This window comes from Agromyces sp. NSFZ, assembly GCF_056156205.1.
The window spans coordinates 2,916,366-2,937,313 of the sequence record NZ_CM149585.1 but is presented as its reverse complement, the minus strand read 5'-3'; the positions used below and the strand labels follow the sequence as shown (position 1 = coordinate 2,937,313).

Below are 20,948 nucleotides of genomic sequence, written 5' to 3'. Positions count from 1 at the left end.
GTCAGAATGAGCGGATGACCTCCGACGCCTCACGCCTTCCGCGTGCCCTGCGGCCGTTCGGATCGGGCCAGTACCGACTGCTCACCGTCGCGCTCGCGGCGTCATTGCTGAGCGCCGGTGCCTGGATCATCGCCGCCGCGTGGCAGGTCATCGAACTCGGCGGCTCCCCGATCGATCTGTCGATCGTCGCCGTCGGGGCGAGCCTCGGTCTCGTCGCCTCGGTGCTCGTGGGCGGCGTCGTCGCCGACCGCGTGCCGCAGCGACGGATCCTCGTCGTCGTCGAGGTCGTGCGGGCCGCCGTGTTCGTCGTCGCCGGGTTGCTGGCCGTCGGCGGTGCGATCCAGGTGTGGCACCTCGCGGTGCTCTCGTGCGTGCTGGGCATCGCCGACGGCTTCTTCTATCCGGCTTACTCCGCCTGGTTGCCGACCCTCCTGCCCGCTGAGCAGCTGCTCGCGGCGAACGGCATCGAGGGCGTGTTCCGGCCGGTGGCGCAGCAGGCGGCCGGGCCCGCCCTCGCAAGCGTGCTCATCGCCGTGCAGGGTCCATGGCTCGCCTTCCTGGTGGTCGCGGGGCTCCAGGCCGTGGCAGTCGGCGGCCTCGCCATCATGCGCACCACGGCGCTGCGTCGCGATCTCGCCGAGACGGATGCCCACCCGGTCCGCCAGATGGCGACCGACCTGCGGGACGGTTTCAGCTACCTGCTGCGCACCAGGTGGCTCTTCGCGACGCTCGCGTTCTCGATCGTGCTCGTGCTCGTCGTGATCGGACCGATCGAGGTGCTGATCCCGTTCGCCGTCCGCGACCAAGCGGGCGGCGGCGCGGGCGAGTTCGCCCTCGTGCTCGCGGCGTTCGGCATCGGCGGCGCGCTCGGGTCGCTGCTCGTGGCGTCGTTCCCGCTCCCTCGTCGGTACCTCACCATCATGATCCTCGTGTGGGGGTTCGGCTGCATTCCGCTCGCGGTGATCGGCGTGACCTCGTGGCTGTGGGTCATGGTCGGCGCCACCTTCATCGTGGGGTTCCTGTTCGACGCCGGCCAGGTGGTGTGGGGCACCCTGCTGCAGCGTCGCGTGCCGCCCGCGATGCTGGGTCGCGTGTCGAGCCTCGACTTCTTCGTGTCCCTCGCCCTCATGCCGCTCTCGATGGCGGTCGCCGGGCCGATCGGCGAGCTGCTCGGCCTGGCGCCGGCCTTCCTCATCGCCGGTCTCGTGCCGCCGGTGCTTGCGGTCATCACGCTCGCGGCGGCACGGCTCGGGGAGGACGAGCTCGCGCACCCGCTCGACGACGGGCCGATGGATGCCACGGTGGTCACGGGTGCCGAGGCCGCCGCCGGATTCGCGGCGCCGGTCGACGAGCCGCACCCGCGCGCCTGATCGCCCGCCCGGCCGCCGGCGCCCGGCCCGGCCGAGCGAGTCGCAGGAGACGTATGCAGAATTCAGGACGACTCGAGGCGAGGTGGTCAGAATTCAGGAACGAGCTGTTCCGGGGTGCTTCAGAATTCAGGAGCGGGGAGGGCTCTGACGTTCAGAATTCAGGACTCGACATCGTCCTCGTCCTGTTCAGCCCGCGATTTCCTGCCCGACCGCGGAAGTGCGCGTGCGTTTCCTGAGGACGGAGGATGGCGGTTCAGGCCCTTCCAGAATTGTGGAGGGTGCTGGTCGGCGCGCTTCCTGAATTGTGCGCGGTGGTGGGGTCGGCGGCGCGATGGTCGGATGCGCCGGGGTCGACGCCGGTCGACGGGCGTGCGAGTCTTGGCGGCATCCATTGAAGGAGGAACCGATCGTCACCATCCGAGACGCGTTTCCGGGGTACAGCGTCGACGACCTCGCCGCTGCGCGGGAGTTCTACGGTTCGAAGCTCGGGCTGCCGGTCGCCGACGACTCCATGGGAGCGTTGCAGCTCACCCTGCCGTCGGGGCAGTCGGTCTACGTGTACGCGAAGCCGGATCACGTGCCCGCCGAGTACACGATGCTGAACCTCATCGTCGACGACGTCGGCACGGCGGTCGACGAGCTCAACACCGCCGGGATCGTGACGAAGATCTACAGCGGGGAGCACGACTTCGGCACCGACGAACGCGGCATCGCGTGGGGGAGCCGCACCGGGCAGGGCCCGGATATCGCGTGGTTCCGCGACCCGGCCGGCAACGTGCTCAGCGTGCTCGCGACCTGACCTGCGACCTCGCGACCTGATGAGATCTGAAGCCCGCTGGCGACCCGGGTGGCCGCCGCCGGCGCGTCAGTCGCGTTTCGCGGGGTCGGTCGTCTCGAGCTGGAGCCGCAGCTCGGGGTCGAGGTCGGCGCCCGCCCCGGCGACGAGTTCGTAGGCCGTGAGCTCGCGCGGCGCCTCCTCGATGCCCTGCAGGGGCGCCAGCACCTTCGACTCGTCGAGGGCACCGAGCTTGCGGGCGGTGGGCAGCACCTGGCGCTCGAGCGAGCCCACGAACGCGTTGTAGTCCTTCACGCTGCGCTCGATGGTGCGGCCGAGCTTCTCGATGTGGCTTGCCGTCGTGGCGAGGCGCGAGTACAGCTCACGGCTGAGGTCGAACAGCGTCTTCGCCTCGTTGGTCAGCACGTCCTGCTGCCACGAGAACGCGACGGTCTTCAGCACCGACCACAGCGTGACGGGGGATGCGAGGGCCACGCGCTTCGCGAACGCGAACTCCATGATGCTGGGGTCGGCCTCGAGGGCGGCGGAGACGAGCGACTCGCTCGGGATGAACGCGATGACGAGTTCGGGGGAGGCGTCGAGGCCGTTCCAGTAGCCCTTCGAGCCGAGTGCCGTGATGTGGGCGCGCACCGCCTGCACGTGCTGCTTCATGAACTCGGCCCGGCGGGCGGCATCGGCGCCGGCGGCGGTCGCAGGGATCTGGCTCGCCTCGAGGTAGGCGTTGAACGGCACCTTCGCGTCGACCGCGATCGACTTGCCGCCGGGCAGGCGCACGACCATGTCGGGCCGGCCCGAGCCGGAGTCGCTCGAGATGCTCGACTGCACGTCGAAGTCGACGCGCTCGATGAGGCCGGCGGCCTCGACGACGCTGCGCAGCTGTGTCTCGCCCCAGACGCCGCGCGTGCTGTTGGAGCGGAGCGCCGACGCGAGCGCCTCGGCCGTGGAGCGCAGTCGCTCCTCGGACTCGGCGGCTGACTTCAGCTGCTGGGCGAGCTCGCCGTGCTGCAGGTTGCGCTGCGACTCGAGGTCGCTGACCTTCGACTGCATCTCGGAGAGCGTCTGCTTCACGGGCGCGAGCGCCTGCAGCACCCGGCTCTCGGCCTGCTCGCGGGCCTCGCGCGCCTGCTGCTCGGCGCGGTGCTGCTCGACGAGATCGCGGTGCTGCTGCTGGGCGGCGACGATCTGCTCGCGCAGCAGTTCGGCGGTCGCCTGCACCGCGGCGAGCTCCTCGCGGAGCACCGACTTCGCCGCCTCCTCGGCGGCTCGCACCTCGGCGAGCTGGGCCTGGTGCAGGGCCTCGACGAGCGCCGGGTCTTCGGCCGCGGGCGCGTTCGCGGCGCGCCGCGACGACACCACGGCGACGCCGAGGCCGCCGAGGATCGCGCCGACGAGAAGCCCGATGAGGAGTGCGAGGAGGTCCATGCCGCCAGTGTCGCAGCGGCCCCCGACATCCTCGCGTCAGCCGCGCCGCCAGTCGTCGTTCACGACGGCCGCTCGCCTGCGCCACGTCGGTGCCCCGTGCGCCACCGCAACTGGCGCGGCGGGCGCACAACTGGCGCAGCGGAGCGGGGCGCTGCTACTGCAGCGCCATGGGGCCGTGCGCGGCGCGCTGCTCGCCGGTCGCGACCCGGCCGATGGCGCCGAGCTGCACGCGGGTGACGTGCGCGAGACGCTCCACGTCGTCGACCTCGTGCCGCTTCGCGGCGTGCACGACGATCGCAGCGCACGCCTCGGCGTCGGCGAGCGCGTCGTGGTGCGAGAAGCCCTCGAACCCCGCGGCCATGGCGGCGACCGGTAGGCGGTACGACTCGAGGTGGTACGTGCGACGGGCCACCTGCAGGCTGCACAACGAGCGGAAGTCGGGCACGTCGAGCCCGAACGCGGCGCTCGTCTTCGCGATGACGCCCATGTCGAAGCCGGCGTTGTGGGCCACGAGCACGTCGGCCCCGGCGAACTCCCGCAGGGCCGGCAGGTGCACGTCCCACCCGGGGGCGTCCGCCACCATCTCGGGCGTGATGCCGTGGATGCGGATGTTCCACTCCGAGAATTCGTTGTGCGGGAACGGCGGACGGATGTACCAGTGCACCCGATCGACGACGCGGCCGTCGCGCACCTTCACGAGGCCGACGGAGCAGGCCGACGCCCCCGACGAGTTGGCTGTTTCGAAGTCGATCGCGGTGAAGTCCACTGGCACGTCTGCATCGTCGCACGCAGGGCGGACAGTTGACGGATGCCCCGCCGCGGGCGTGGAATGGGCGGCGTGGATGCCGAGCCCGTGAACCGTGGTCCCGACGGCGTGGTCGTCGACTCGAGCGACCCCGCGACCGTCGAGGTCGCGCGATCGTTCGGCGCCGCGGCATCCGTCTACCACCAGTCGCGGCCCGGCTACCCGGTCGAGGCCATCGAGTGGCTCATCGGCGATGCGAAGCGCGTGCTCGACCTCGGCGCGGGCACCGGCAAGCTCACCGAGGCGCTCGTCGCCCTCGACCGCGACGTGATCGCCGTCGACCCCGTGGAGGAGATGCTCGAGGAGCTCGAGGTCGCCGTGCCGGGCGTGCCACGCATCCTCGGCACCGCGGAGGACATCCCCGTGGAGGACGCCTGGGTCGACGCGGTGGTCGCCGGCCAGGCGTGGCACTGGTTCGTGCCCGAGCGGGCGGTGCCCGAGATCGCGCGGGTGCTGCGTCCGGGCGGCGTGCTCGGCCTCGTCTGGAACAGCCGCGACATCCGGTCGGACTGGCTCAAGGAGGCCGGCGCGATCATGCACGAGGGTCACGACGCGAGCACGACGTTCGAGGGGTACGTGAAGATCGGCCCGCCGTTCGGTCCCATCGAGGAGCACACCGTCGAGTGGGTCGAGCGGATGTCGCGGACCCGGTTCCTCGACCTCGTGCGATCCCGGAGCTACTACATCACCGCGCGCGCGCGCGAGCAGGCCGCGACGATCGCCGCGCTCGAGACCCTGCTCGACACGCATCCCGACGTGGCGGGGGCGGCGGAGCTCGCGGTGCCGTACGTCACGCACTGCTTCCGCTCACGGCTGCGGGGCTGAGCGACCCAGACCCCGCGCCGCACGGGCGGCTGCGGCATCCGTGCACCGAGGCCCCGGCCGCGACGACGTAGGCTTGTTCGGTGAAACGCGGCCGGGTGTACCTCTTCCTGGCGCTCGCCAACCTGTTCTGGGCGGGCAACTACGTGTTCGGCGAGATGGTGACGCGGGAGATCTCGCCCATCTCGCTGACGTTCTTCCGGTGGGTCTTCGCGTTCCTGCCACTGATCGCGCTCGCCTGGACCATCGAGCGCCCGAACTGGCGCGCGGCGCTGCGCGAGTGGAAGCTGCACCTGCTGCAGTCGGTGCTCGGCCTCACCGGGTACACGCTGTTCCTGTACGCCGCGCTCGGATTCACCGGCGCCGTGAACGCGGCCGTCATCAGCGCCATCAACCCGGCGGTCATCGCGCTCGGCGCGGCGGTCTTCCTGCGCGAGCGCCTGAATCGCGTCCAGGTGACCGGCCTCATCGTGGCGTTCGTCGGCGTCACGGTGGTGCTCACGGGCGGGGACCTCGGCCAGCTCGTCGAGCAGGGCTTCGGCGTCGGCGACCTGCTCGTCATCGCCTCGGTGCTCGCGTGGACGATCTACTCGCTCATCTCGCGGCGCCTCGTGACTCCGCCCATCACGGCGACGGCCGTGCAGAGCGTGTTCGCGGTCGTGACGATGCTGCCCGTCATCGTGTTCACCGGCGTCTCACTGCCGTCGAGCGCCGCCGGCACGCTCGGTCTCGCGTACATCGTGATCTTCCCGTCGATGGCGGGCTACGCGCTGTGGAACATCGGTGCGTCGAAGGTCGGTCCGTCGCGCGCCGGCATCTTCCTCAACCTGCTGCCCGTGTTCACGGTCGTGATCGCACTCGCGCTCGGTGCCGCGCTCGAGCTGCCGGTGCTCATCGGCGGCGCGGTGGTCATCGCGGGCGTGTATCTCACGCTGCACCAGCGCCGCGACCGGCGGGCCGGCGACACCAAATCGTCATCAGGCGAGCGGCTCGTCGGCGACCCGGTCGAGCCAGTCCCGAACGAGCGCACCGAATAGCTCCGACCGCTCGAACTGCAGGTTGTGGCCGGCGACGTCGAGCACGGCGAACGTCGCCGCCGGGTAGTGCTCGAGAATGCTCCACTGGTCGAGGTAGCCGACGATCCAGTCCTGACGGCCGGCGACGATGAGCGTCGGCGCCGTGATGGGATCGCCCCGCTCGACGGGCTCGTCACCGGGAAGCCGTGCAGGGCGAGGAGCGGGAGGCCGGAGCCGTGTTCGATCACGTTGAGGGTGGGGGTGGTCACGCGATCGACCGTAGGGGGTGGTGCCGACATCGCCCCAAGCCGGTCGGGGCGGCCACCGGTCGGGCGGTACGATAGACCCCCGTGGCTCTCACCATCGGAATCGTCGGTCTCCCGAACGTCGGCAAGTCGACCCTCTTCAATGCCCTGACCAAGAACCAGGTGCTCGCGGCGAACTACCCGTTCGCGACGATCGAACCGAACATCGGCGTGGTGAACCTGCCCGACCCGCGCCTGAAGACGCTCGCCGAGATCTTCGGCTCCGAGCGCATCCTGCCGGCGGCCGTGTCGTTCGTCGACATCGCCGGCATCGTGAAGGGCGCGTCGGAGGGCGAAGGGCTCGGCAACAAGTTCCTCGCGAACATCCGCGAGGCCGACGCCATCGCGCAGGTCGTGCGCGGCTTCGAGGACTCCGACGTCGTGCACGTCGAGGGCACGGTCGACCCGAAGGCCGACATGGAGACCATCAACACCGAGCTGATCCTCGCAGACCTCGAGACGCTCGAGCGCGCCATCCCGCGCTTCGAGAAGGAGGTCAAGGGCAAGAAGACCGACCCGTCGGTGCTGGCCGCGGCGGTCGAGGCGCAGGAGGTGTTGCAGAAGGGCACGCCGCTGTCGGCGGCATCCGTCGACCTGTCACCCATTCGCGAGCTCGGCCTGCTGACGGCGAAGCCGTTCATCTACGTCTTCAACGTCGACGAGGCGGTGCTGACGGATGCCGCGCGCAAGGCCGAACTCGCGGCGCTGGTCGCGCCAGCCGAGGCGGTCTTCCTCGACGCGAAGATCGAGTCCGAGCTCATCGACCTCGACCCCGAGGATGCCGCGGAGCTGCTCGCGTCGACCGGGCAGGACGAGTCGGGTCTCGACCAGCTCGCCCGCATCGGCTTCAAGACCCTCGGGCTGCAGACGTACCTCACCGCGGGTCCCAAGGAGTCGCGAGCGTGGACGATCCCGGTCGGGGCGAAGGCCCCGCAGGCCGCCGGCGTGATCCACACCGACTTCGAGCGCGGCTTCATCAAGGCCGAGGTCATCTCGTTCGAGGACCTCGTCGCCACCGGCTCGGTCGCCGAGGCCCGGGCGAAGGGCAAGGCCCGCATGGAGGGCAAGGACTACGTCATGCACGACGGCGACGTGGTGGAGTTCCGCTTCAATGTCTGACGCGTTGCCCGCCTGCCCGCAGTGCCACGAGTCGTACACCTACGAGCAGGGCGCACTGCTGGTGTGCCCGATGTGCGGCCATGAATGGTCCTCGGCCTCGGCCGCGGAGGGGATCGGAACGGATGCCGCGGCCTCGATCAGGGATGCCGTCGGCAACGTGCTCGCCGACGGTGACACCGTGACGGTCGTCAAGGATCTCAAGGTCAAGGGTGCCGGCGGTGGTGTCGTGAAGGTCGGCACGAAGGTCCGCGGGATCCGGCTCATCGCCGACGGCGTGGGCGATCACGACATCGACGCGAACGTTCCCGGATTCGGGCGGATGCAGCTGAAGTCCAGCGTGGTCAAGAAGTCGGTCTGATCGCCGACCTCGAGCGCGTCGAACGCCCTTCGTCCAAGGACCTCGTCGCGACGGGCTCGGTCGCCGAGGTGCGCGCGAAGGGCAACGCCCGCATGGAGGGCAAGGACTACGTCTTGCAGGACGGCGACGTGGCGACGTGTCGATTCGGCATGTCGAGGCTCGGCAGGCGCGCCGCCCCGTGCACGAGCAATCGCAACGAATCGGGGCGGCACGTGCAAGACTCGGCGCAGTCGCGACACAAGCAGGACGTGAGGACCGCCGACACCGACGCCGCAGACGCCGATTCGACCCAGGAGGTGCCGATGCCCGAGCGCGCCGAGCCGCGCAGCGCCGACGGCGGCACCGAAGCGAAGACCGACGGCGGCGGCGCCGATCTCGCGTGGTTCACCGCCGTCGTGCGCGAGCACTCGACCGCGCTCGTGCGCTACTTCGCCCGCCGTGGCCCCCGGCAGGACGCCGAGGACCTCGCCGCCGACGTGTTCGCGACGGCGTGGCGTCGACGCGTCGACGTGCCGCGCGAGGCCGTGCTCCCGTGGCTGTATCGCACCGCCGGCTTCACGCTCGCCAACCACCGGCGGAAGCTCGTCGACCTCCCCGTCGACGAGGTGCCCGAGCACGGCGACCGGCGCGTGGCCGAAGACCCCGAACTCAGCGCGCTGTTCGACGACGAACTGCGCGGCGCGCTCATGAGCGTCGGCGAGCGCGACCGGCGCATCCTGCTCCTGCATGCGTGGGAGGGCCTCGACGGCGAGGCGCTCGCCCAGGTGCTCGGCATCTCGCGATCAGGGGCGGATGCCGCGCTCTCGCGCGCCCGCTCGCGCCTGCGTGAGGCGTGGGGCGAGCGGATGACGTTCTGATCGGGTCATCCGTGCAAGGTCCGGCGCTGCCGGCACATATCCCCAGTGAGACCGGATGCCACGGAGGATCACGATGAACGACGAGCAGCACGACCCGATCGAGCGCCTGCGGGCGGCGGACCCCGCCGGCGGACTCGAGCCGCGAGAGGGATTCGCCGACGAGGTCGTCGCGCAGGCGACGGCGGACACGGGCGGCCTCGGGGTCGGAGCAGCCGTGAGCGACCTCGGCGCGGAGCGCGCCCGCCGGCGCCGCGGATGGCTGCAGGTCGCGGCGGTCGCCGCCTCGCTCGTCGTGGTCGGCGCGGCCGGCGGTGCAGCCGGATACGGCATCGGCGCGTCGACCGGCGGAAGCGCGAATCTCGCCGATGGTGCGGCGCCGCCCATCTCGCTGCCGAGCGGTGCTGACGCCGGAGCGGGGGAGCAGGGCGCGATGCCCGAGCCGGCGACCGGCGACGCGAAGATGTCCGCACCCGGCGCGGGCGGCATGTTCGCTCCCTACGGAGGCGGTCGCAACCACTTCACCTCCTCGGGACTGTCGACATCGGACGGCATGGCCGCGGCCTACGGGTTCGATCCGCGCGCGGCATCCGGTTCCGAGGCCGTTGCCGCGCTCGGGGCAGCGCTCGGCGTCGAGGGGACGCCGCAGCTGGCGTACGGGTCCTGGACGGTCGGACCGCAGGACGGCTCGGGCCCGTCGCTGAGTGTGTCACTCGACGGCGCGTCGAGCTTCTGGTACTCCGACCCGCGCATCAACCCGTGGCAGTGCCCCGACGGTGCGGTCACCTGTGAGCCGACGGGCGAGCCGCCGAGCGAGGAGGTCGCGATCGACGCCCTGCGGTCGCTCGTCACGTCGATCGGCCGCGACCCCGGGGCGTTCGAGTTCACCTCCGAGACGTGGGAGGGTTCGCCGACGCGCATGGCGCAGGCCTGGCTGGTGGTCGACGGTCAGCGCCTCGACCAGGTGCTGAGCGCCGAGCTGTCGGAGGAGGGCATGATCAGCGCCTCGGGTCCGCTCGCCGAACTCGTCCCGCTGGGCGATTACCCGGTCGTGAGCGAGCAGGAGGCGTTCGAGCGGCTCTCGGACCCGCGCTTCGGCGCCCAGATGACTGCGCTTCCCATCGCGCTGCGAGAGGCGCCGACCCCGGCCGAGCAGTGGGTGCCGCCCACGGAGCCGCCTGCGACGCCGAAGTCGGGCGCAGCGGTGGCGTGGCCCGTGAACGACGTCGAGATCGTCGAGGCGCGGCTCGGGCTCGCGAGCCAGTGGCAGCCCGACGGGAGCGTGATCGTCGTGCCGGCCTACGAGTTCACCGACACCGATGGCGGCACCTGGTCGATCATCGCCGTCGCCGAGTCGAAGCTCGATTTCGCGGCCGAGTAGCCAGGAGGCCCGTCAGTCGGTGGGGGTCCCTCCGTGCTCGTCGCGCAGGCGCGGCTCCACGCGCCGGTCGGGACGGAACCCTGCCTTGTCGGCGTAGAACGCGCGGATCCGGTCCATGTCGCCGGCCACATCGCCCGTGAGCTCCATGGTCGGACCGAGGCCCGTGGTCATCGTCGTGCGGTCGACGAACCCGAGGGTCACGGGCATGCCGGTCTCGCGGGCGATGCGGTAGAAGCCCGACTTCCAGTACTCGTGCGCGCCTCTCGTGCCGTCAGGAGTCACCACGAGGCCGAACACCCTGCCAGCCCGCACCTGCGCGACGACCTCCGACACGACGCGTCCGGGATTCGCCCGGTCGACCGGGATGCCGCCGATCCGCCGCATGACGGGCCCGCGCCAACCGGTGAACAGGCTGTTCTTACCGAGCCAGCGGACGTCGATGCCGAGCCGCCACGCGATGGCGAGCATAAGCACGAAGTCCCAGTTGGAGGTGTGCGGCGCACCGATGAGCACGGTCGGCCGCGTAGGCGCCGGCTCGCTGATGAGCCGCCACCGGCTGCACGCCCAGAAGACGCGTGCGACGAGTCGTCGGAGCATGTCGCAACCGTACGTCACGGCGTATGTCCCGCAAGGCATCCGCGTCCGCCCGTCCGCCCTGTGGGTGGTCTGTGCCAAGCTGGCGTCATGCCGGAATCGCCTGAGGTGCAGGCGCTCGCCGACGAGATCGGCGAGCGGCTGCGTGGTCGTGCCATCACTGCGGTCGATGTCGTCGAGTTCCGCACCACGAAGACCCGAACCCGACCGCCGGACGGGCTCGTGGGCGAGCAGGTCACGGGCTCGGTGCGGCACGGCAAGCTCCTCGACCTGGCGGTCGGCGCATCCCAGCACCTCGTCGTGTCCTTCGGTCGGCACGGCTGGGCGCGATGGCACGACGAGACGGCCGGCGAAGCAACCGCCGGCGCCGCGGCACCGAACGAGGCGCCCCCGCCGACGCTGGTCGAGATCGGCTTCGACGACGGCAGCACGCTCGAGCTCACCGACGCGGGCGACTGGGTGTCGCTCGGCACCTGGGTCGTCGACGATCCGCCGGAGGTGCCGGCCGTCGGCAAGCTCGGTGCCGATCCCGCCGACCCCGCCTTCACCAAGGTGGATCTCGACCGGGTCGTCGTCGGTCGTCGCAAGCAGTTGAAGGCCGTGCTGCAAGACCAGGAGTCGCTGGCCGGCATCGGCAACGCGTACTCCGACGAGATCCTCCATGCCGCACGACTCTCGCCCGTGGTTCGCGCGTCGGAACTCACCGAGGCCGAACGGGAGCGGCTCTTCGAGGCGACCGTCGGCGTGATCTCCTCGGCCGTCGAGGCCCGACGGGGCGTGCCGATGGATCAGCTCAAGGCGGCAAAGGTGGCCTCGATGCAGGTGCACGGCCGCGCGGGGGAGCCATGTCCGCGTTGCGGCGGGGTCATCCGCGACTTCGCGTTCGCGAGCACGACGGCGCAGTACTGCCCGGCCTGCCAGACCGCGGGCGAGTTGCTGCCGGAGCCATCCGACCGCTCGCCATCGCCGCCGGAGTGAGCGTGATCGGCGTCGCGCCTCAGCGAGCCGTGGCCCGCGCCGCGCGGCGGGCCAGCTTGTCTTCGAGCGCGAGTGCGTCGTCGAGGAACCAGATGTGGTCGCCCGCGTTCGACTCGCGCACGTAGTCGCGCAGCGCGCTGCTCTTCTCGAGATGGCTGCCGAGGTCGCCGAGCACGGCGAGCTGCAGGCGGTAGTTCACGAGCTTCTGGGTGATTTCGCCGGCGATGCCCGAGCGCAGGTTGAAGAACTTCGGATCCAGGCGCGCGACCGGGACCGCGACCATCGTCGCCCGATGCGACCAGGCGCTGCCGACCAGGTCGGCGGCGTCGTCGGGCGTGGAGATCGGGTCGCCCTCGGGGTCGAGGTGGAGGACGCGGATGCCACTCAGCTCGTCGGTGCGCATGGCTCGACGATAACGCGGTATCCGGTCACTCGTCGTCGTCCTTCCACAAGGTGACACCGACTCACGACTCGTAGTGCGCCAGCCAGGTCGTGAGCACGCGCTCGAGCGTGGCCGCATCCGCTGGGCTCAGCGCCTCCTCGAGGAGGCGACGCTCGTTGGCGAGGTGCGCGGTGAACGCGCGGTCGATGAGCTCGAGCCCGGCCGGCGTCAGCGCGATGACCCGGCCACGACCGTCGACGTCGCTCTGCCGGCGGTTCACGAGCCCCCGCACCTCGAGGCGGTCGATGCGCTTCGTCATGGCCCCGCTGGTGACCATGGTGGACGCGGCCAGCTCGCTCGGGGTCCGCTCGAAGGGCGCACCTGCCCGGCGCAGGGTGGCGAGCACGTCGAACTCCCCCTCGGAGAGGCCGAACGTGCGGTACACCGCGAGGAGGTCCTCGGTGAGGTGCATCGCGAGGCGATGCAGGCGCCCGATGACGGCCTGTGGCGCGAGCGCGAGGTCGAGGTCCGGTCGCTCACGCTCCCACTCGGCGATGATCTGGGCGACGCGATCGGTCGGGGCATCCATGGGATTGATACTAGCTTCCATGGAAGCTAGTATGTCTTCCATGGAAGCTACTTGGCGTTGGACCCTCATCGCCGCGATCGCGCCCATCGCCTGGGGAAGCACCTACTTCGTCACGCGTGAGTTCCTGCCCGCCGACGTACCGCTCTGGGGCGCGGTGCTGCGTGCGCTGCCGGCGGGCCTCCTCCTGCTCGCGATCCGGCGCCAGCGGCCCCGCGGGGCCTGGTGGTGGCGATCGATCGTGCTCGGAGCGCTCAACATGGGCGTCTTCTTCGCGCTCGTCTACGTCGCGGCGCAGCTCTTGCCATCGAGCATCGCATCGACCATCATGGCCACCTCGCCGATCGTCATGATGCTCTTCGCCTGGCTCCTCGTGTCCGAGCGACTGCGCATGCTGCCGCTGACCGGAGCGGTCGTCGGCCTGGCGGGGGTGGTCCTCATGCTCATCACGGGTGAGGCATCCGTCGAGCCGTGGGGCGTCGTCGCGTCGGTCGCGGCCATGTGCATGTCGTCGCTCGGCTACATCCTCGCCAAGCGCTGGGGCGGCGGCGTCGACGTGCTCGCGCTCACGTCGTGGCAGCTCATCGCCGGGGGCACGATGCTCGTGCCCGCGGCGCTCCTGTGGGAGGGTGCCCCGCCCGCGCTCGACGCGCCCTCGCTCCTCGCCTTCGGCTACGTCAGCTTCGTCGCGACGGCGGTCGGGTTCGTGGCATGGTTCACCGGACTGCGTCACCTCGATGCCGGCACGGTCGGACTGATCGGTCTGCTGAACCCGGTGACCGGCGTACTGCTCGGCGTCGTGGTCGCCGGCGAATCGCTGTCGGCGCAGCAGTTCGTCGGGCTCGCGCTCGTCTTCGTCGGCATCGTGATGGGGCAGCCGGTCGTCGCCCGTGGCATCCGCGCGTGGCGTGCGCGCTCGGATGTCGCGGTGCTCGCCGGGACCCGTGCGACGGCGCTGACCTCGACCGGCTCGACTCCTGCACAGGCGTTGAGCAGGCAGGGCGGCTAAGCTCGGCGACGAGCCCCACCACGGCTCCCGGACGACGGTTCAGTACCCGGTGCGCGACAAGACTGGCCATGGGAAGGCAGTCGTGTCGTGGGTCATCCTCATCTTCTCCGGTGTGCTCGAGGCGGTCTGGGCGACCGCCCTCGGCAGGTCGGCCGGCTTCACCAGGCTGGTTCCGTCGCTCGTCTTCGGCGGGGCGCTCGTGGCGAGCATGATCGGCCTGGCCGTCGCGATGCGTGAGATCCCGACCGGCACCGCGTACGCGGTCTGGGTCGGTATCGGGGCGGCACTCACGGTCGCCTACGCCATGGCGACGGGTTCGGAGCCGGTCTCGATCGTGAAGGCGCTGCTGATCGTCGGGCTCATCGGCTGCGTCGTCGGCCTGAAGTTCGTGAGCGACGCGGGTCACTGACCCGGGTCGGGACGAGCCTCAGTCGTGCAGGATGCGCTGGAAGAGCTCGTGGTCCTGCCAGCGGCCGGCGATCTTCAGGTAGGTGGGCGCGAAGCCGATGTGCCGGAAGCCGTTGCGCTCGAGCACCCGCCGCGAGGCGGCGTTGTGCGTGAGGGTCGCCGCCTGGATGCGATGAAGGCCGAGCTCCTCCAGCGCGATGTCGGCGATCGCGGCGACCGCTGCCGAGGCCACGCCGCGCCCGTTGCGGCCGGCGTCGACCCAGTAGCCGAGGTTCGCGCTCTGGAACGGCCCGCGAACGATGCCCGTGAGGTTGATCCGGCCGACGATCACGCCGTCGTCGGCGGCGAGGACCATCGGCAGCGAGTCGCCCCGAGCCGCCGAGGTCAGCTGAGCGGCCACCTCCGCCTCGTGCCAGGCGGTGGTGAAGAACTCCTCGGCGCGCTCGGGCTCCCACGCGGCGAGGTGCGCGCGATTCCTGGCGTACGCGGTCGCCAGCGCCTCGGCATCGACGGGTCGGAGTCCGCGCAGGCTGATGCCGTCGACGAGCGGGAGGGGATCGATCACTCGCCGATCCTAGGACGACCTGCCCCGATGTCGGCAGACGGTGAGACGATGGCAGGGTGCCGGAGCTGCCCGAGGTCGACGCGCTCGTCGGATTCCTCCGCGAGCGCGCCGTGGGGCATGCCGTCGTCGGGGCATCCGTCGCGGCCATCTCGGCGCTGAAGACGTTCGACCCGCCACTGCAGGAGCTCGCCGGGCGCACCGTCGACGCGGCATCCCGCCATGGCAAGTTCGTCGACCTCGAGATCGGCGGGCTTCACCTCGTGTTCCACCTCGCCCGGGCCGGCTGGCTGCGGTGGTACGACGAACTGCCGAAGACCGTGATCAAGCCCGGCAAGTCGCCCATCGCGCTGCGTGTGCGGCTCGACGACGGCTCGGGGTTCGATCTCACCGAGGCCGGTACCAAGAAATCGCTCGCCGTCTACGTCGTGCGAGACCCCGCAGAGGTGCCGGGCATCGCCCGGCTCGGCCCCGACCCGACGGCACCCGACTTCACGCTCGACGACTTCGCCGCGATCCTCGCGGAACGGCGCACGCAGGTGAAGGGCCTCCTGCGCGACCAGTCGGTCTTCGCGGGCGTCGGCAACGCGTACTCCGACGAGATCCTGCACAACGCCCGCATGTCGCCGTACGCGCTCGCCGCGAAGCTCAAGCCCGAAGACGTCGAACGCCTCTACCACGCGCTGCGCGACACGCTCGCCGATGCAATCGCGGCGGCCGCCGGGCGCCGGCCCGATGAGCTCAAGGACTCGAAACGCACGCGCATGCAGGTGCACGGGCGCACCGGTGAGCCGTGCCCGGTGTGCGGCGACACGGTGCGCGAGGTGATCTTCGCCGACTCGACGTTCCAGTACTGCCCGACCTGCCAGACGGGCGGCAAGCCGCTCGCCGACCGGGTGCTTTCGCGCCTGCTCAAGTGACGAGAGAACAGGGGGTCGACGTGGCGGAGTCGCACCGAGGGTCGCACGACACGTCGCGCGAGACCGACTGGGAGCCCCGCTCCGCCGAGTCGCAGGCCGACCAGATCGCCGCGTACGACGCCATGCGGGCCAGATGCCCCGTGGCGTACAGCCGCCACGGCAACTGGACGGTCTTCGGTCACGCCGACAACGTGGCGATCCTCGACGACCCCGAGACGTACTCCAACGCCGTGTCGCACCACCGATCGGTGCCGAACGGCTATGACGGGGCCGAGCACGCCGCCTACCGTGCCGTCGTCGACCGGTACTACACGCCGGAGCGCATGGCCGCCTTCGAGCCCGAGTGCCGCCGGATCGCGCGGCGACTTGTGCGTGCCCTTCCGCTGGGCGAGGACGTCGAGCTCATGGCCGCACTCGCCGAGCCGTTCGCGAACAACGTGCAGTGCGCCTTCATGGGTTGGCCCGAGAGCCTGCGGATGCCGCTGCGGGAGTGGACGAGGAAGAACCACGACGCCACCCTCGCCGCCGACCGCGACGCCATGTCGGCCGTGGCCCTCGAATTCGACGGCTTCATCACGGAACAGCTCGACCTGCGTCGTGGCGCGCCCGCGGAGCTCGACGTCACCGCCGCGCTGCTCCATGAGGAGGTCGACGGCCGCCGGCTGACCGACGACGAGATCGTCTCGATCATCCGCAACTGGACCGTCGGCGAGCTCGCCACCATCGCGGCGGCGGTCGGGATCATGGCGCACTTCCTCGCCGAGCGCTCCGAGATCCAGCGGCAGCTCCGAGCCGAGCCGAGCCGACTCGCCGCCGCGAGCGACGAGATCCTCCGCATCCAGGCCCCGCTGATCGGCAACCGGCGACTGACCACGAAGCCCGTGTCGATCGGCGGGCGAGCGATCCCCGCCGGCGAGCGCGTCATCGTGCTCTGGGCCTCGGCCGACCGCGACGAGCGCGTGTTCGGCGACCCCGACGAGTTCCGGCTCGACCGCGACCCGGCCGACAACCTCGTCTACGGCCGCGGGGTGCACTACTGCCCCGGCGCGCCGCTCGCGCGGCTCGAGCTCCGAGTGCTCTTCGAGGAGCTCTTCGCCGCGACCCGCGGCATCGAGCTCCCGCACGCGGGCGCACCCGTCAATGCGCGCTACCCGACCGGGGGCTACGAGCGCGTCCCACTGCGAATGGAGTGACATGGGCATCACCGAGACCGACCTCGTGCACCTGCGTCGAACGGTCGAACTCGCGAGGGAGGCCGCCGATTCGGGCGACAGCCCGTTCGGCTCGGTGCTCGTCGATGCCTCGGGCGCCGAGCGCCTCGCCGACCGGAACCGGGAGGAGTCCACGGGGGACCCGATGCGGCATCCGGAGTTCGAGATCGCGCGCTGGGCGCTGACGCACCTCGCCCCGGCCGAGCGGGCCGCTGCGACCGTGTACACATCGGGCGAGCACTGCGCGATGTGCGCCGCCGCTCACGCCTGGGTCGGGCTCGGGCGCATCGTCTACGTCGCGTCCTCGGAGCAGATCTCCTCGTGGCGCGCCGCGGTGGGTGCCGCGCGCTCACCGGTGGCGGCACTGCCCATCACAACCGTCGCGCCCGGGCTCCGCGTCGAGGGCCCGGTGCGCGACCTCGTCGAGGAGGTGCGGGTGCTCATCGAGCACCACGCGTCACCGGCATGACGAACGGGCGGCGGGGCATCCGCTCCGCCGCCCGTTCGCTCCGCTCGGTCAGACGCGCCGGCCCGTCTCGGTGTCGCGGTCGTCGAGTCCGCGGTCGCGGTCGTCGAGTCCGCGGTCACGGTCGTCGACGACGCGGTCACGCGTGGTGTCGACGCGACCGTCGCCGTCCACATCCGTCGCCGTCCGCTCACGGGCGCGCAGGTCGTCGCGGCGGTCGGCGTCGACGTCGGGGTCGAGCTGGTCGGCCTTCTGCAGCCGCTCCTCGGCCCTGGTGCGGAGCTGCTCCGCCTCCGTCTGGTGGCCGGCGCTCTCGCGGGCGAGTCGCTCGGATGCGAGGCGCGCCTGCGCTGCGTCGGCCTCGGCCTGCTTCGCGGCGGCCGCGGCCCGGGCGGCCTCGGCTTCGCGTTCGCGACGCTTCGCGTCGGTCTCGTACGCGCTCTCCCTGAGCTCGGCCGCCTTCCTGCGCTCGGACTCGCGACGAGCCTCCCCACGTTGCCGGCTGGTCAGCAGCCAGGCGACCACGGCGATCGCGATGACGACGACGATGCCGACGATGATCCAGATGATGGTGCTGGTGTCCACGGGAATCCGCCTCCTCGGGTGGGTGCCGCACCAGACAACCGTGCGCGGACGAACTGCCGCAATGCCTTGCCAAACACCCGGAAGTGCGGGATCATCCGCGCGCGGGAGCGGCGATCGTTGGCCGCCGAGTCCCGAGCTCATCTGGCAGGAGCCCGTCGATCAGCTCGGTGAGCAGCGCGAGCCCGTCGGGTGACGTGACCGACTCGAGGTGTCCCTGTACAGAGGCCACCCCCGCACCGCGCATGGCATGCACGACGCCGGTCGCGGCATCCGACGCCACCACGAGGCCGAGCTCGGGCGTCGTCGTGCCGTTCGCGGCGACGGCCGAGAACGTGTTGTAGAAGCCGATCGCGGCGCGCCGCCCGAACACGTCGACCTCGAGTTGCACGCCCTGCCGCGGCGCCGGCAGCGGCTCGAGCGGCAGCCCCGCGAGGTCGGCGAGCAGTTGGTGGCTGAGGCAGACCGCGAGCATCGGGCGGCGCGCAGCGAGCCGGGCCCGCATCAGCTCGCGCAGCCGCGCCAGCCGTGGCTCGGCCGTCTGGCGCGGGTCGCCGGGTCCCGGCCCGAAGACCAGGAGATCCGCGGATGCCTCGAGCGGCACCTCGTGCCACGGCACGACCCGGGTGGCGAGGCCCAGGTGCCGCAGCTGATGGGCGAGCATGGTCGTGAAGTCGTCTCCGGCGTCCACGACGAGGGCCTCGAGCCCACGCGAAGGTCGCGCGTCCTGCGGGGTCCGCCAGAAGGCGGCGAGGTGCTCGTTGCGCGCGGCCAGCAGCGTCTGGATGCGGTCGGCGTCGTCCCCTCCGGTTCGAGCGTCGACGTCGTGGCCGCCGTCGTGACCGTCGTCGCGGGCGCCGTGCGACGGGCGCCGGGGCAGCGCGCCGAGCGCGGTGAGCACCCCTGCCGCCTTCGCGTGCGTCTCCGCGACCTCGCCGTCGGGATCGGAGTGGCGCACGAGCGTCGCACCGACGGGCACCCTCACACGGCCGCCCGGCTCGAGGTACGCCGTACGGATGAGGATCGGCGCATCGAGGTCGTACCGGCCGTCGCGCGGCGTGAACCGGGCCAGCACCCCGGCGTAGTAGCCGCGCGGCGTGGGCTCGTGGCGAGCGATGACGGTGCAGGCATTGCCCATGGGCGAACCCGTCACGGTCGGTGCGAACATCGTGCGGCGCAGCACCTCGCGCGGGTCGAGGTCGGAGCGCCCCTCGAGCAGGTACTCCGTGTGCGTGAGCCGCGACATCCGCTTCAGGAACGGCCCCCGGATGCGTCCGCCATCGGGGCAGACGGCGCTCATCATCTTCAGTTCCTCGTCGACGACCATGACGAGCTCCTCGCGCTCCTTCACGTCGTGGAGGAAGGCGAGCAGCCGGTCGGCCTCGTCGCCACTCGCCTGCCCGCCGTGCCGGAACGTGCCACTGATCGGATTCATCGAGACCGTGCCGCCCATCGACGAGACGTGCCGCTCGGGTGTGGCGCCCGCCGCCGAGAGGGTCGGCGTGTGCAGGGCGAAGGTCCAGTACGTGCCCGACTCCTGTTCGAGCAGCGCACGCAGCCAGCCGAGCACCGCCGTCGCCGGCGCGGCATCCGTGGTGCCCGTGAAGTCCCGGCGGATGACGAAGTTGGCACCCTCGCCGCGGCCGATCTCGTCGTCGATGACACGACGCACGATCCCGGCGTACTCGACGTCGCTCACGTCGACGTCGAGATCGTCGACGACGATCGGATGCCGCGGCAGCAGGTCGAGGGCCGCATCCAGCGGCACGGACTCCCGCTCGCGGACCACGAGGCAGCGGATCGGAGCGCCGTCGTCGCGCGCCTCGAAGCCGCGCTCGCGCACCTGGTGGAACGGCACGAGGGCGAGCACTTCCGCGCCGTCGAGCAGGATGTCGGCGAGCCGGTCGACGTCGACCACGTCGCCGACGAGCACGTCGAGCGTCGGTTCGTGCTCGCGGCGGATCACGGCGAAGGACGTTGGCTCGGGTGCGCTGAGGAGCGAGGTGAGCAGGCGGGTCATGGCGGTCTCCGGTCGGGCCCTCGGCCGGAGCATCCCGCTGCAACGCGAAACGACCGCCCCTCGGGCGGTCGTCGTACGTCGAAACGCTGCAGTCCGCCTAGGAGGCGGGCCACCAGGTGCGGATCGACGCGGTCATGCGATGCACTCTAACATTGTTCGCGCATGCGCACGCCCACTGTGTCTCCAGACCCGCGACTCGTCGCACGACTCCGCGCCGCCGGCTGCGTCTTCGCCGAGGAGGAGGCCGACCTGCTCGGCGAGGCCGCTGGGGGACATCCGGATGCCGCAGCCGAGCTCGAACGACTCGTCATGCGCCGCGTGGCCGGTGAGCCGCTCGAGCAGCTGGTCGGCTGGGCGGAGTTCGCCGGCCTGCGCATCCTGCTCGAGCCGGGGGTGTTCGTTCCGCGCCGCCGCACGGAGCTGCTGGCGTCGGCGGCGTCGCGCTTCGCCTGCGACGCCGCGCGTGATGGCCACGAGCCGGTCGTCGTCGACCTCTGCTGCGGGGCCGGCGCCATCGCCGCCGCGGTGGCCCGTGCGGCCGGACCGCTGCGGCTCGTGGCCGCCGACCTCGACCCGGCCGCGGTCCGAGCCGCACGCCGGAACCTGGAGCCGCTCGGCGCGCTGGTCGTCGAGGGCGACCTGTTCGGAGCGCTGCCCATCGAACTGCGCGGACGGGTCGACGTGCTCGCCGTGAACGCCCCGTACGTGCCGACCGACGAGATCGCCATGATGCCCCCCGAGGCGAGGGACCACGAAGCGCGCATCGCGCTCGATGGCGGGATCGACGGCCTCGACGTGCACCGCCTGGTCGCGGCGTCCGCGCGGGAATGGCTCGCCCCCGGGGGACACCTGCTCATCGAGACGAGCCGACGCCAGGCCGACGCGACCGCCGCGCTCATCGTCCGGGGCGGCCTCGACGCCCGCATCGAGCACGACGACGAGATCGCCGGCACCGTGGTCATCGGTCGCCGCTGAGCCGGCG

23 protein-coding genes, 1 pseudogene and 1 riboswitch are annotated in these 20,948 nt (G+C 71.4%); of the genes and pseudogenes, 16 read left to right on the top strand and 8 right to left on the bottom strand.

The window, feature by feature from the left end; genetic code table 11:
* Nucleotides 1–14: 14 nt before the first annotated feature.
* The gene (locus tag ACVFI9_RS13820; RefSeq protein WP_474762791.1) at nucleotides 15–1,370 is read left to right on the top strand and encodes an MFS transporter; all 1,356 of its coding nucleotides are present in this window, start codon (nucleotides 15–17) and stop codon (nucleotides 1,368–1,370) included.
* A gap of 391 nt (nucleotides 1,371–1,761) precedes the next feature.
* Nucleotides 1,762–2,169 (top strand): VOC family protein, encoded by a 408-nt coding sequence (locus ACVFI9_RS13815; RefSeq protein WP_474762790.1) that lies wholly within the window; start codon nucleotides 1,762–1,764, stop codon nucleotides 2,167–2,169.
* Nucleotides 2,170–2,235: 66 nt separating this feature from the next.
* Here ACVFI9_RS13815 and ACVFI9_RS13810 read toward each other — a convergent pair whose 3' ends face one another.
* Nucleotides 2,236–3,588 (bottom strand): DNA recombination protein RmuC, encoded by a 1,353-nt coding sequence (locus ACVFI9_RS13810; RefSeq protein WP_474762789.1) that lies wholly within the window; start codon nucleotides 3,586–3,588, stop codon nucleotides 2,236–2,238.
* 154 nt (nucleotides 3,589–3,742) lie between these two features.
* Nucleotides 3,743–4,360, bottom strand: coding sequence for a 3'-5' exonuclease (locus ACVFI9_RS13805; RefSeq protein WP_474762788.1), 618 nt, complete (start codon nucleotides 4,358–4,360; stop codon nucleotides 3,743–3,745).
* A gap of 36 nt (nucleotides 4,361–4,396) precedes the next feature.
* On the opposite strand from ACVFI9_RS13805, the gene ACVFI9_RS13800 reads away from it, so the two are divergent.
* The 7 genes and pseudogenes from ACVFI9_RS13800 to ACVFI9_RS13770 all read left to right on the top strand — a co-directional run bounded on the left by ACVFI9_RS13800 (nucleotide 4,397) and on the right by ACVFI9_RS13770 (nucleotide 10,248).
* Nucleotides 4,397–5,218 (top strand): class I SAM-dependent methyltransferase, encoded by an 822-nt coding sequence (locus tag ACVFI9_RS13800; RefSeq protein ID WP_474762787.1) that lies wholly within the window; start codon nucleotides 4,397–4,399, stop codon nucleotides 5,216–5,218.
* 80 nt (nucleotides 5,219–5,298) lie between these two features.
* Nucleotides 5,299–6,252, top strand: a complete 954-nt coding sequence (locus tag ACVFI9_RS13795) for a DMT family transporter (RefSeq protein ID WP_474762786.1) — start codon at nucleotides 5,299–5,301, stop codon at nucleotides 6,250–6,252.
* Between the two features lie 329 nt (nucleotides 6,253–6,581).
* Nucleotides 6,582–7,655 (top strand): redox-regulated ATPase YchF, encoded by a 1,074-nt coding sequence (ychF, locus tag ACVFI9_RS13790; protein ID WP_474762785.1) that lies wholly within the window; start codon nucleotides 6,582–6,584, stop codon nucleotides 7,653–7,655.
* On the top strand, nucleotides 7,648–8,013 hold the full coding sequence (locus ACVFI9_RS13785) for a zinc ribbon domain-containing protein YjdM (protein WP_474762784.1): 366 nt from the start codon (nucleotides 7,648–7,650) through the stop codon (nucleotides 8,011–8,013). The genes ychF and ACVFI9_RS13785 overlap by 8 nt, the downstream gene beginning before the upstream one ends.
* A gap of 29 nt (nucleotides 8,014–8,042) precedes the next feature.
* Nucleotides 8,043–8,159 (top strand): annotated as a pseudogene (locus ACVFI9_RS13780) (DUF933 domain-containing protein); the annotation flags it as partial.
* A 102-nt stretch (nucleotides 8,160–8,261) separates the two neighbouring features.
* Complete coding sequence (locus tag ACVFI9_RS13775; RefSeq protein WP_474762783.1) at nucleotides 8,262–8,870, top strand: RNA polymerase sigma factor; 609 nt, start codon at nucleotides 8,262–8,264, stop codon at nucleotides 8,868–8,870.
* A 73-nt stretch (nucleotides 8,871–8,943) separates the two neighbouring features.
* The gene (locus ACVFI9_RS13770) at nucleotides 8,944–10,248 is read left to right on the top strand and encodes a hypothetical protein (protein WP_474762782.1); all 1,305 of its coding nucleotides are present in this window, start codon (nucleotides 8,944–8,946) and stop codon (nucleotides 10,246–10,248) included.
* Nucleotides 10,249–10,260: 12 nt separating this feature from the next.
* On the opposite strand, the gene ACVFI9_RS13765 is transcribed toward ACVFI9_RS13770, so the two are convergent.
* A complete protein-coding gene (locus tag ACVFI9_RS13765; RefSeq protein ID WP_474762781.1) occupies nucleotides 10,261–10,845 on the bottom strand; it encodes a 1-acyl-sn-glycerol-3-phosphate acyltransferase in 585 nt (194 codons plus the stop codon).
* 87 nt (nucleotides 10,846–10,932) lie between these two features.
* Between ACVFI9_RS13765 and ACVFI9_RS13760 the strand changes: the two genes are divergently transcribed.
* Nucleotides 10,933–11,820 (top strand): DNA-formamidopyrimidine glycosylase family protein, encoded by an 888-nt coding sequence (locus ACVFI9_RS13760; protein ID WP_474762780.1) that lies wholly within the window; start codon nucleotides 10,933–10,935, stop codon nucleotides 11,818–11,820.
* A gap of 19 nt (nucleotides 11,821–11,839) precedes the next feature.
* Here the strand turns inward: ACVFI9_RS13760 and ACVFI9_RS13755 are convergent, their stop codons facing one another.
* Both ACVFI9_RS13755 and ACVFI9_RS13750 read right to left on the bottom strand, forming a co-directional pair.
* Entirely contained in the window at nucleotides 11,840–12,223 is a 384-nt protein-coding gene (locus tag ACVFI9_RS13755; protein ID WP_474762779.1) for a DUF4180 domain-containing protein, read from the bottom strand.
* A 61-nt stretch (nucleotides 12,224–12,284) separates the two neighbouring features.
* Nucleotides 12,285–12,791 carry a MarR family winged helix-turn-helix transcriptional regulator gene (locus ACVFI9_RS13750; protein WP_474762778.1) on the bottom strand — a complete coding sequence of 169 codons (507 nt, stop codon included), beginning with the start codon at nucleotides 12,789–12,791 and terminating at the stop codon, nucleotides 12,285–12,287.
* A gap of 31 nt (nucleotides 12,792–12,822) precedes the next feature.
* On the opposite strand from ACVFI9_RS13750, the gene ACVFI9_RS13745 reads away from it, so the two are divergent.
* Both ACVFI9_RS13745 and ACVFI9_RS13740 read left to right on the top strand, forming a co-directional pair.
* A complete protein-coding gene (locus tag ACVFI9_RS13745) occupies nucleotides 12,823–13,797 on the top strand; it encodes an EamA family transporter (RefSeq protein ID WP_474762777.1) in 975 nt (324 codons plus the stop codon).
* A gap of 7 nt (nucleotides 13,798–13,804) precedes the next feature.
* Nucleotides 13,805–13,868, top strand: a riboswitch (guanidine-III (ykkC-III) riboswitch).
* Nucleotides 13,869–13,879: 11 nt separating this feature from the next.
* Nucleotides 13,880–14,206 carry a DMT family transporter gene (locus tag ACVFI9_RS13740; protein ID WP_474762776.1) on the top strand — a complete coding sequence of 109 codons (327 nt, stop codon included), beginning with the start codon at nucleotides 13,880–13,882 and terminating at the stop codon, nucleotides 14,204–14,206.
* An 18-nt stretch (nucleotides 14,207–14,224) separates the two neighbouring features.
* Here ACVFI9_RS13740 and ACVFI9_RS13735 read toward each other — a convergent pair whose 3' ends face one another.
* On the bottom strand, nucleotides 14,225–14,767 hold the full coding sequence (locus tag ACVFI9_RS13735) for a GNAT family N-acetyltransferase (protein WP_474766265.1): 543 nt from the start codon (nucleotides 14,765–14,767) through the stop codon (nucleotides 14,225–14,227).
* A gap of 59 nt (nucleotides 14,768–14,826) precedes the next feature.
* On the opposite strand from ACVFI9_RS13735, the gene ACVFI9_RS13730 reads away from it, so the two are divergent.
* The 3 genes from ACVFI9_RS13730 to ACVFI9_RS13720 are packed head-to-tail and all read left to right on the top strand — an operon-like array spanning nucleotide 14,827 to nucleotide 17,367.
* Nucleotides 14,827–15,687, top strand: coding sequence for an Fpg/Nei family DNA glycosylase (locus ACVFI9_RS13730; protein WP_474762775.1), 861 nt, complete (start codon nucleotides 14,827–14,829; stop codon nucleotides 15,685–15,687).
* A 20-nt stretch (nucleotides 15,688–15,707) separates the two neighbouring features.
* Nucleotides 15,708–16,880: a cytochrome P450 gene (locus ACVFI9_RS13725; RefSeq protein ID WP_474762774.1), complete on the top strand. Its 1,173-nt coding sequence runs from the start codon at nucleotides 15,708–15,710 to the stop codon at nucleotides 16,878–16,880.
* Nucleotide 16,881: 1 nt separating this feature from the next.
* On the top strand, nucleotides 16,882–17,367 hold the full coding sequence (locus ACVFI9_RS13720; RefSeq protein ID WP_474762773.1) for a deaminase: 486 nt from the start codon (nucleotides 16,882–16,884) through the stop codon (nucleotides 17,365–17,367).
* A gap of 48 nt (nucleotides 17,368–17,415) precedes the next feature.
* On the opposite strand, the gene ACVFI9_RS13715 is transcribed toward ACVFI9_RS13720, so the two are convergent.
* Nucleotides 17,416–17,949, bottom strand: coding sequence for a hypothetical protein (locus ACVFI9_RS13715; protein WP_474762772.1), 534 nt, complete (start codon nucleotides 17,947–17,949; stop codon nucleotides 17,416–17,418).
* 91 nt (nucleotides 17,950–18,040) lie between these two features.
* Entirely contained in the window at nucleotides 18,041–19,966 is a 1,926-nt protein-coding gene (locus tag ACVFI9_RS13710) for an anthranilate synthase family protein (RefSeq protein WP_474762771.1), read from the bottom strand.
* 162 nt (nucleotides 19,967–20,128) lie between these two features.
* Here ACVFI9_RS13710 and ACVFI9_RS13705 point away from each other — a divergent pair, with 162 nt between their 5' ends.
* Nucleotides 20,129–20,941, top strand: a complete 813-nt coding sequence (locus tag ACVFI9_RS13705; RefSeq protein ID WP_474762770.1) for a putative protein N(5)-glutamine methyltransferase — start codon at nucleotides 20,129–20,131, stop codon at nucleotides 20,939–20,941.
* Nucleotides 20,942–20,948: the final 7 nt, after the last annotated feature.

Coding starts and splice junctions, on each gene's coding strand:
- ACVFI9_RS13820 (WP_474762791.1), top strand. CDS start 15: ATGACCTCCGACGCCTCACGCCTTCCGCGTGCCCTGCGGCCGTTCGGA.
- ACVFI9_RS13810 (WP_474762789.1), bottom strand. CDS start 3,588: ATGGACCTCCTCGCACTCCTCATCGGGCTTCTCGTCGGCGCGATCCTC.
- ACVFI9_RS13800 (WP_474762787.1), top strand. CDS start 4,397: ATGCCCCGCCGCGGGCGTGGAATGGGCGGCGTGGATGCCGAGCCCGTG.
- ACVFI9_RS13785 (WP_474762784.1), top strand. CDS start 7,648: ATGTCTGACGCGTTGCCCGCCTGCCCGCAGTGCCACGAGTCGTACACC.
- ACVFI9_RS13770 (WP_474762782.1), top strand. CDS start 8,944: ATGAACGACGAGCAGCACGACCCGATCGAGCGCCTGCGGGCGGCGGAC.
- ACVFI9_RS13765 (WP_474762781.1), bottom strand. CDS start 10,845: ATGCTCCGACGACTCGTCGCACGCGTCTTCTGGGCGTGCAGCCGGTGG.
- ACVFI9_RS13760 (WP_474762780.1), top strand. CDS start 10,933: ATGCCGGAATCGCCTGAGGTGCAGGCGCTCGCCGACGAGATCGGCGAG.
- ACVFI9_RS13755 (WP_474762779.1), bottom strand. CDS start 12,223: ATGCGCACCGACGAGCTGAGTGGCATCCGCGTCCTCCACCTCGACCCC.
- ACVFI9_RS13750 (WP_474762778.1), bottom strand. CDS start 12,791: ATGGATGCCCCGACCGATCGCGTCGCCCAGATCATCGCCGAGTGGGAG.
- ACVFI9_RS13745 (WP_474762777.1), top strand. CDS start 12,823: ATGTCTTCCATGGAAGCTACTTGGCGTTGGACCCTCATCGCCGCGATC.
- ACVFI9_RS13720 (WP_474762773.1), top strand. CDS start 16,882: ATGGGCATCACCGAGACCGACCTCGTGCACCTGCGTCGAACGGTCGAA.
- ACVFI9_RS13710 (WP_474762771.1), bottom strand. CDS start 19,966: ATGACCCGCCTGCTCACCTCGCTCCTCAGCGCACCCGAGCCAACGTCC.
- ACVFI9_RS13705 (WP_474762770.1), top strand. CDS start 20,129: ATGCGCACGCCCACTGTGTCTCCAGACCCGCGACTCGTCGCACGACTC.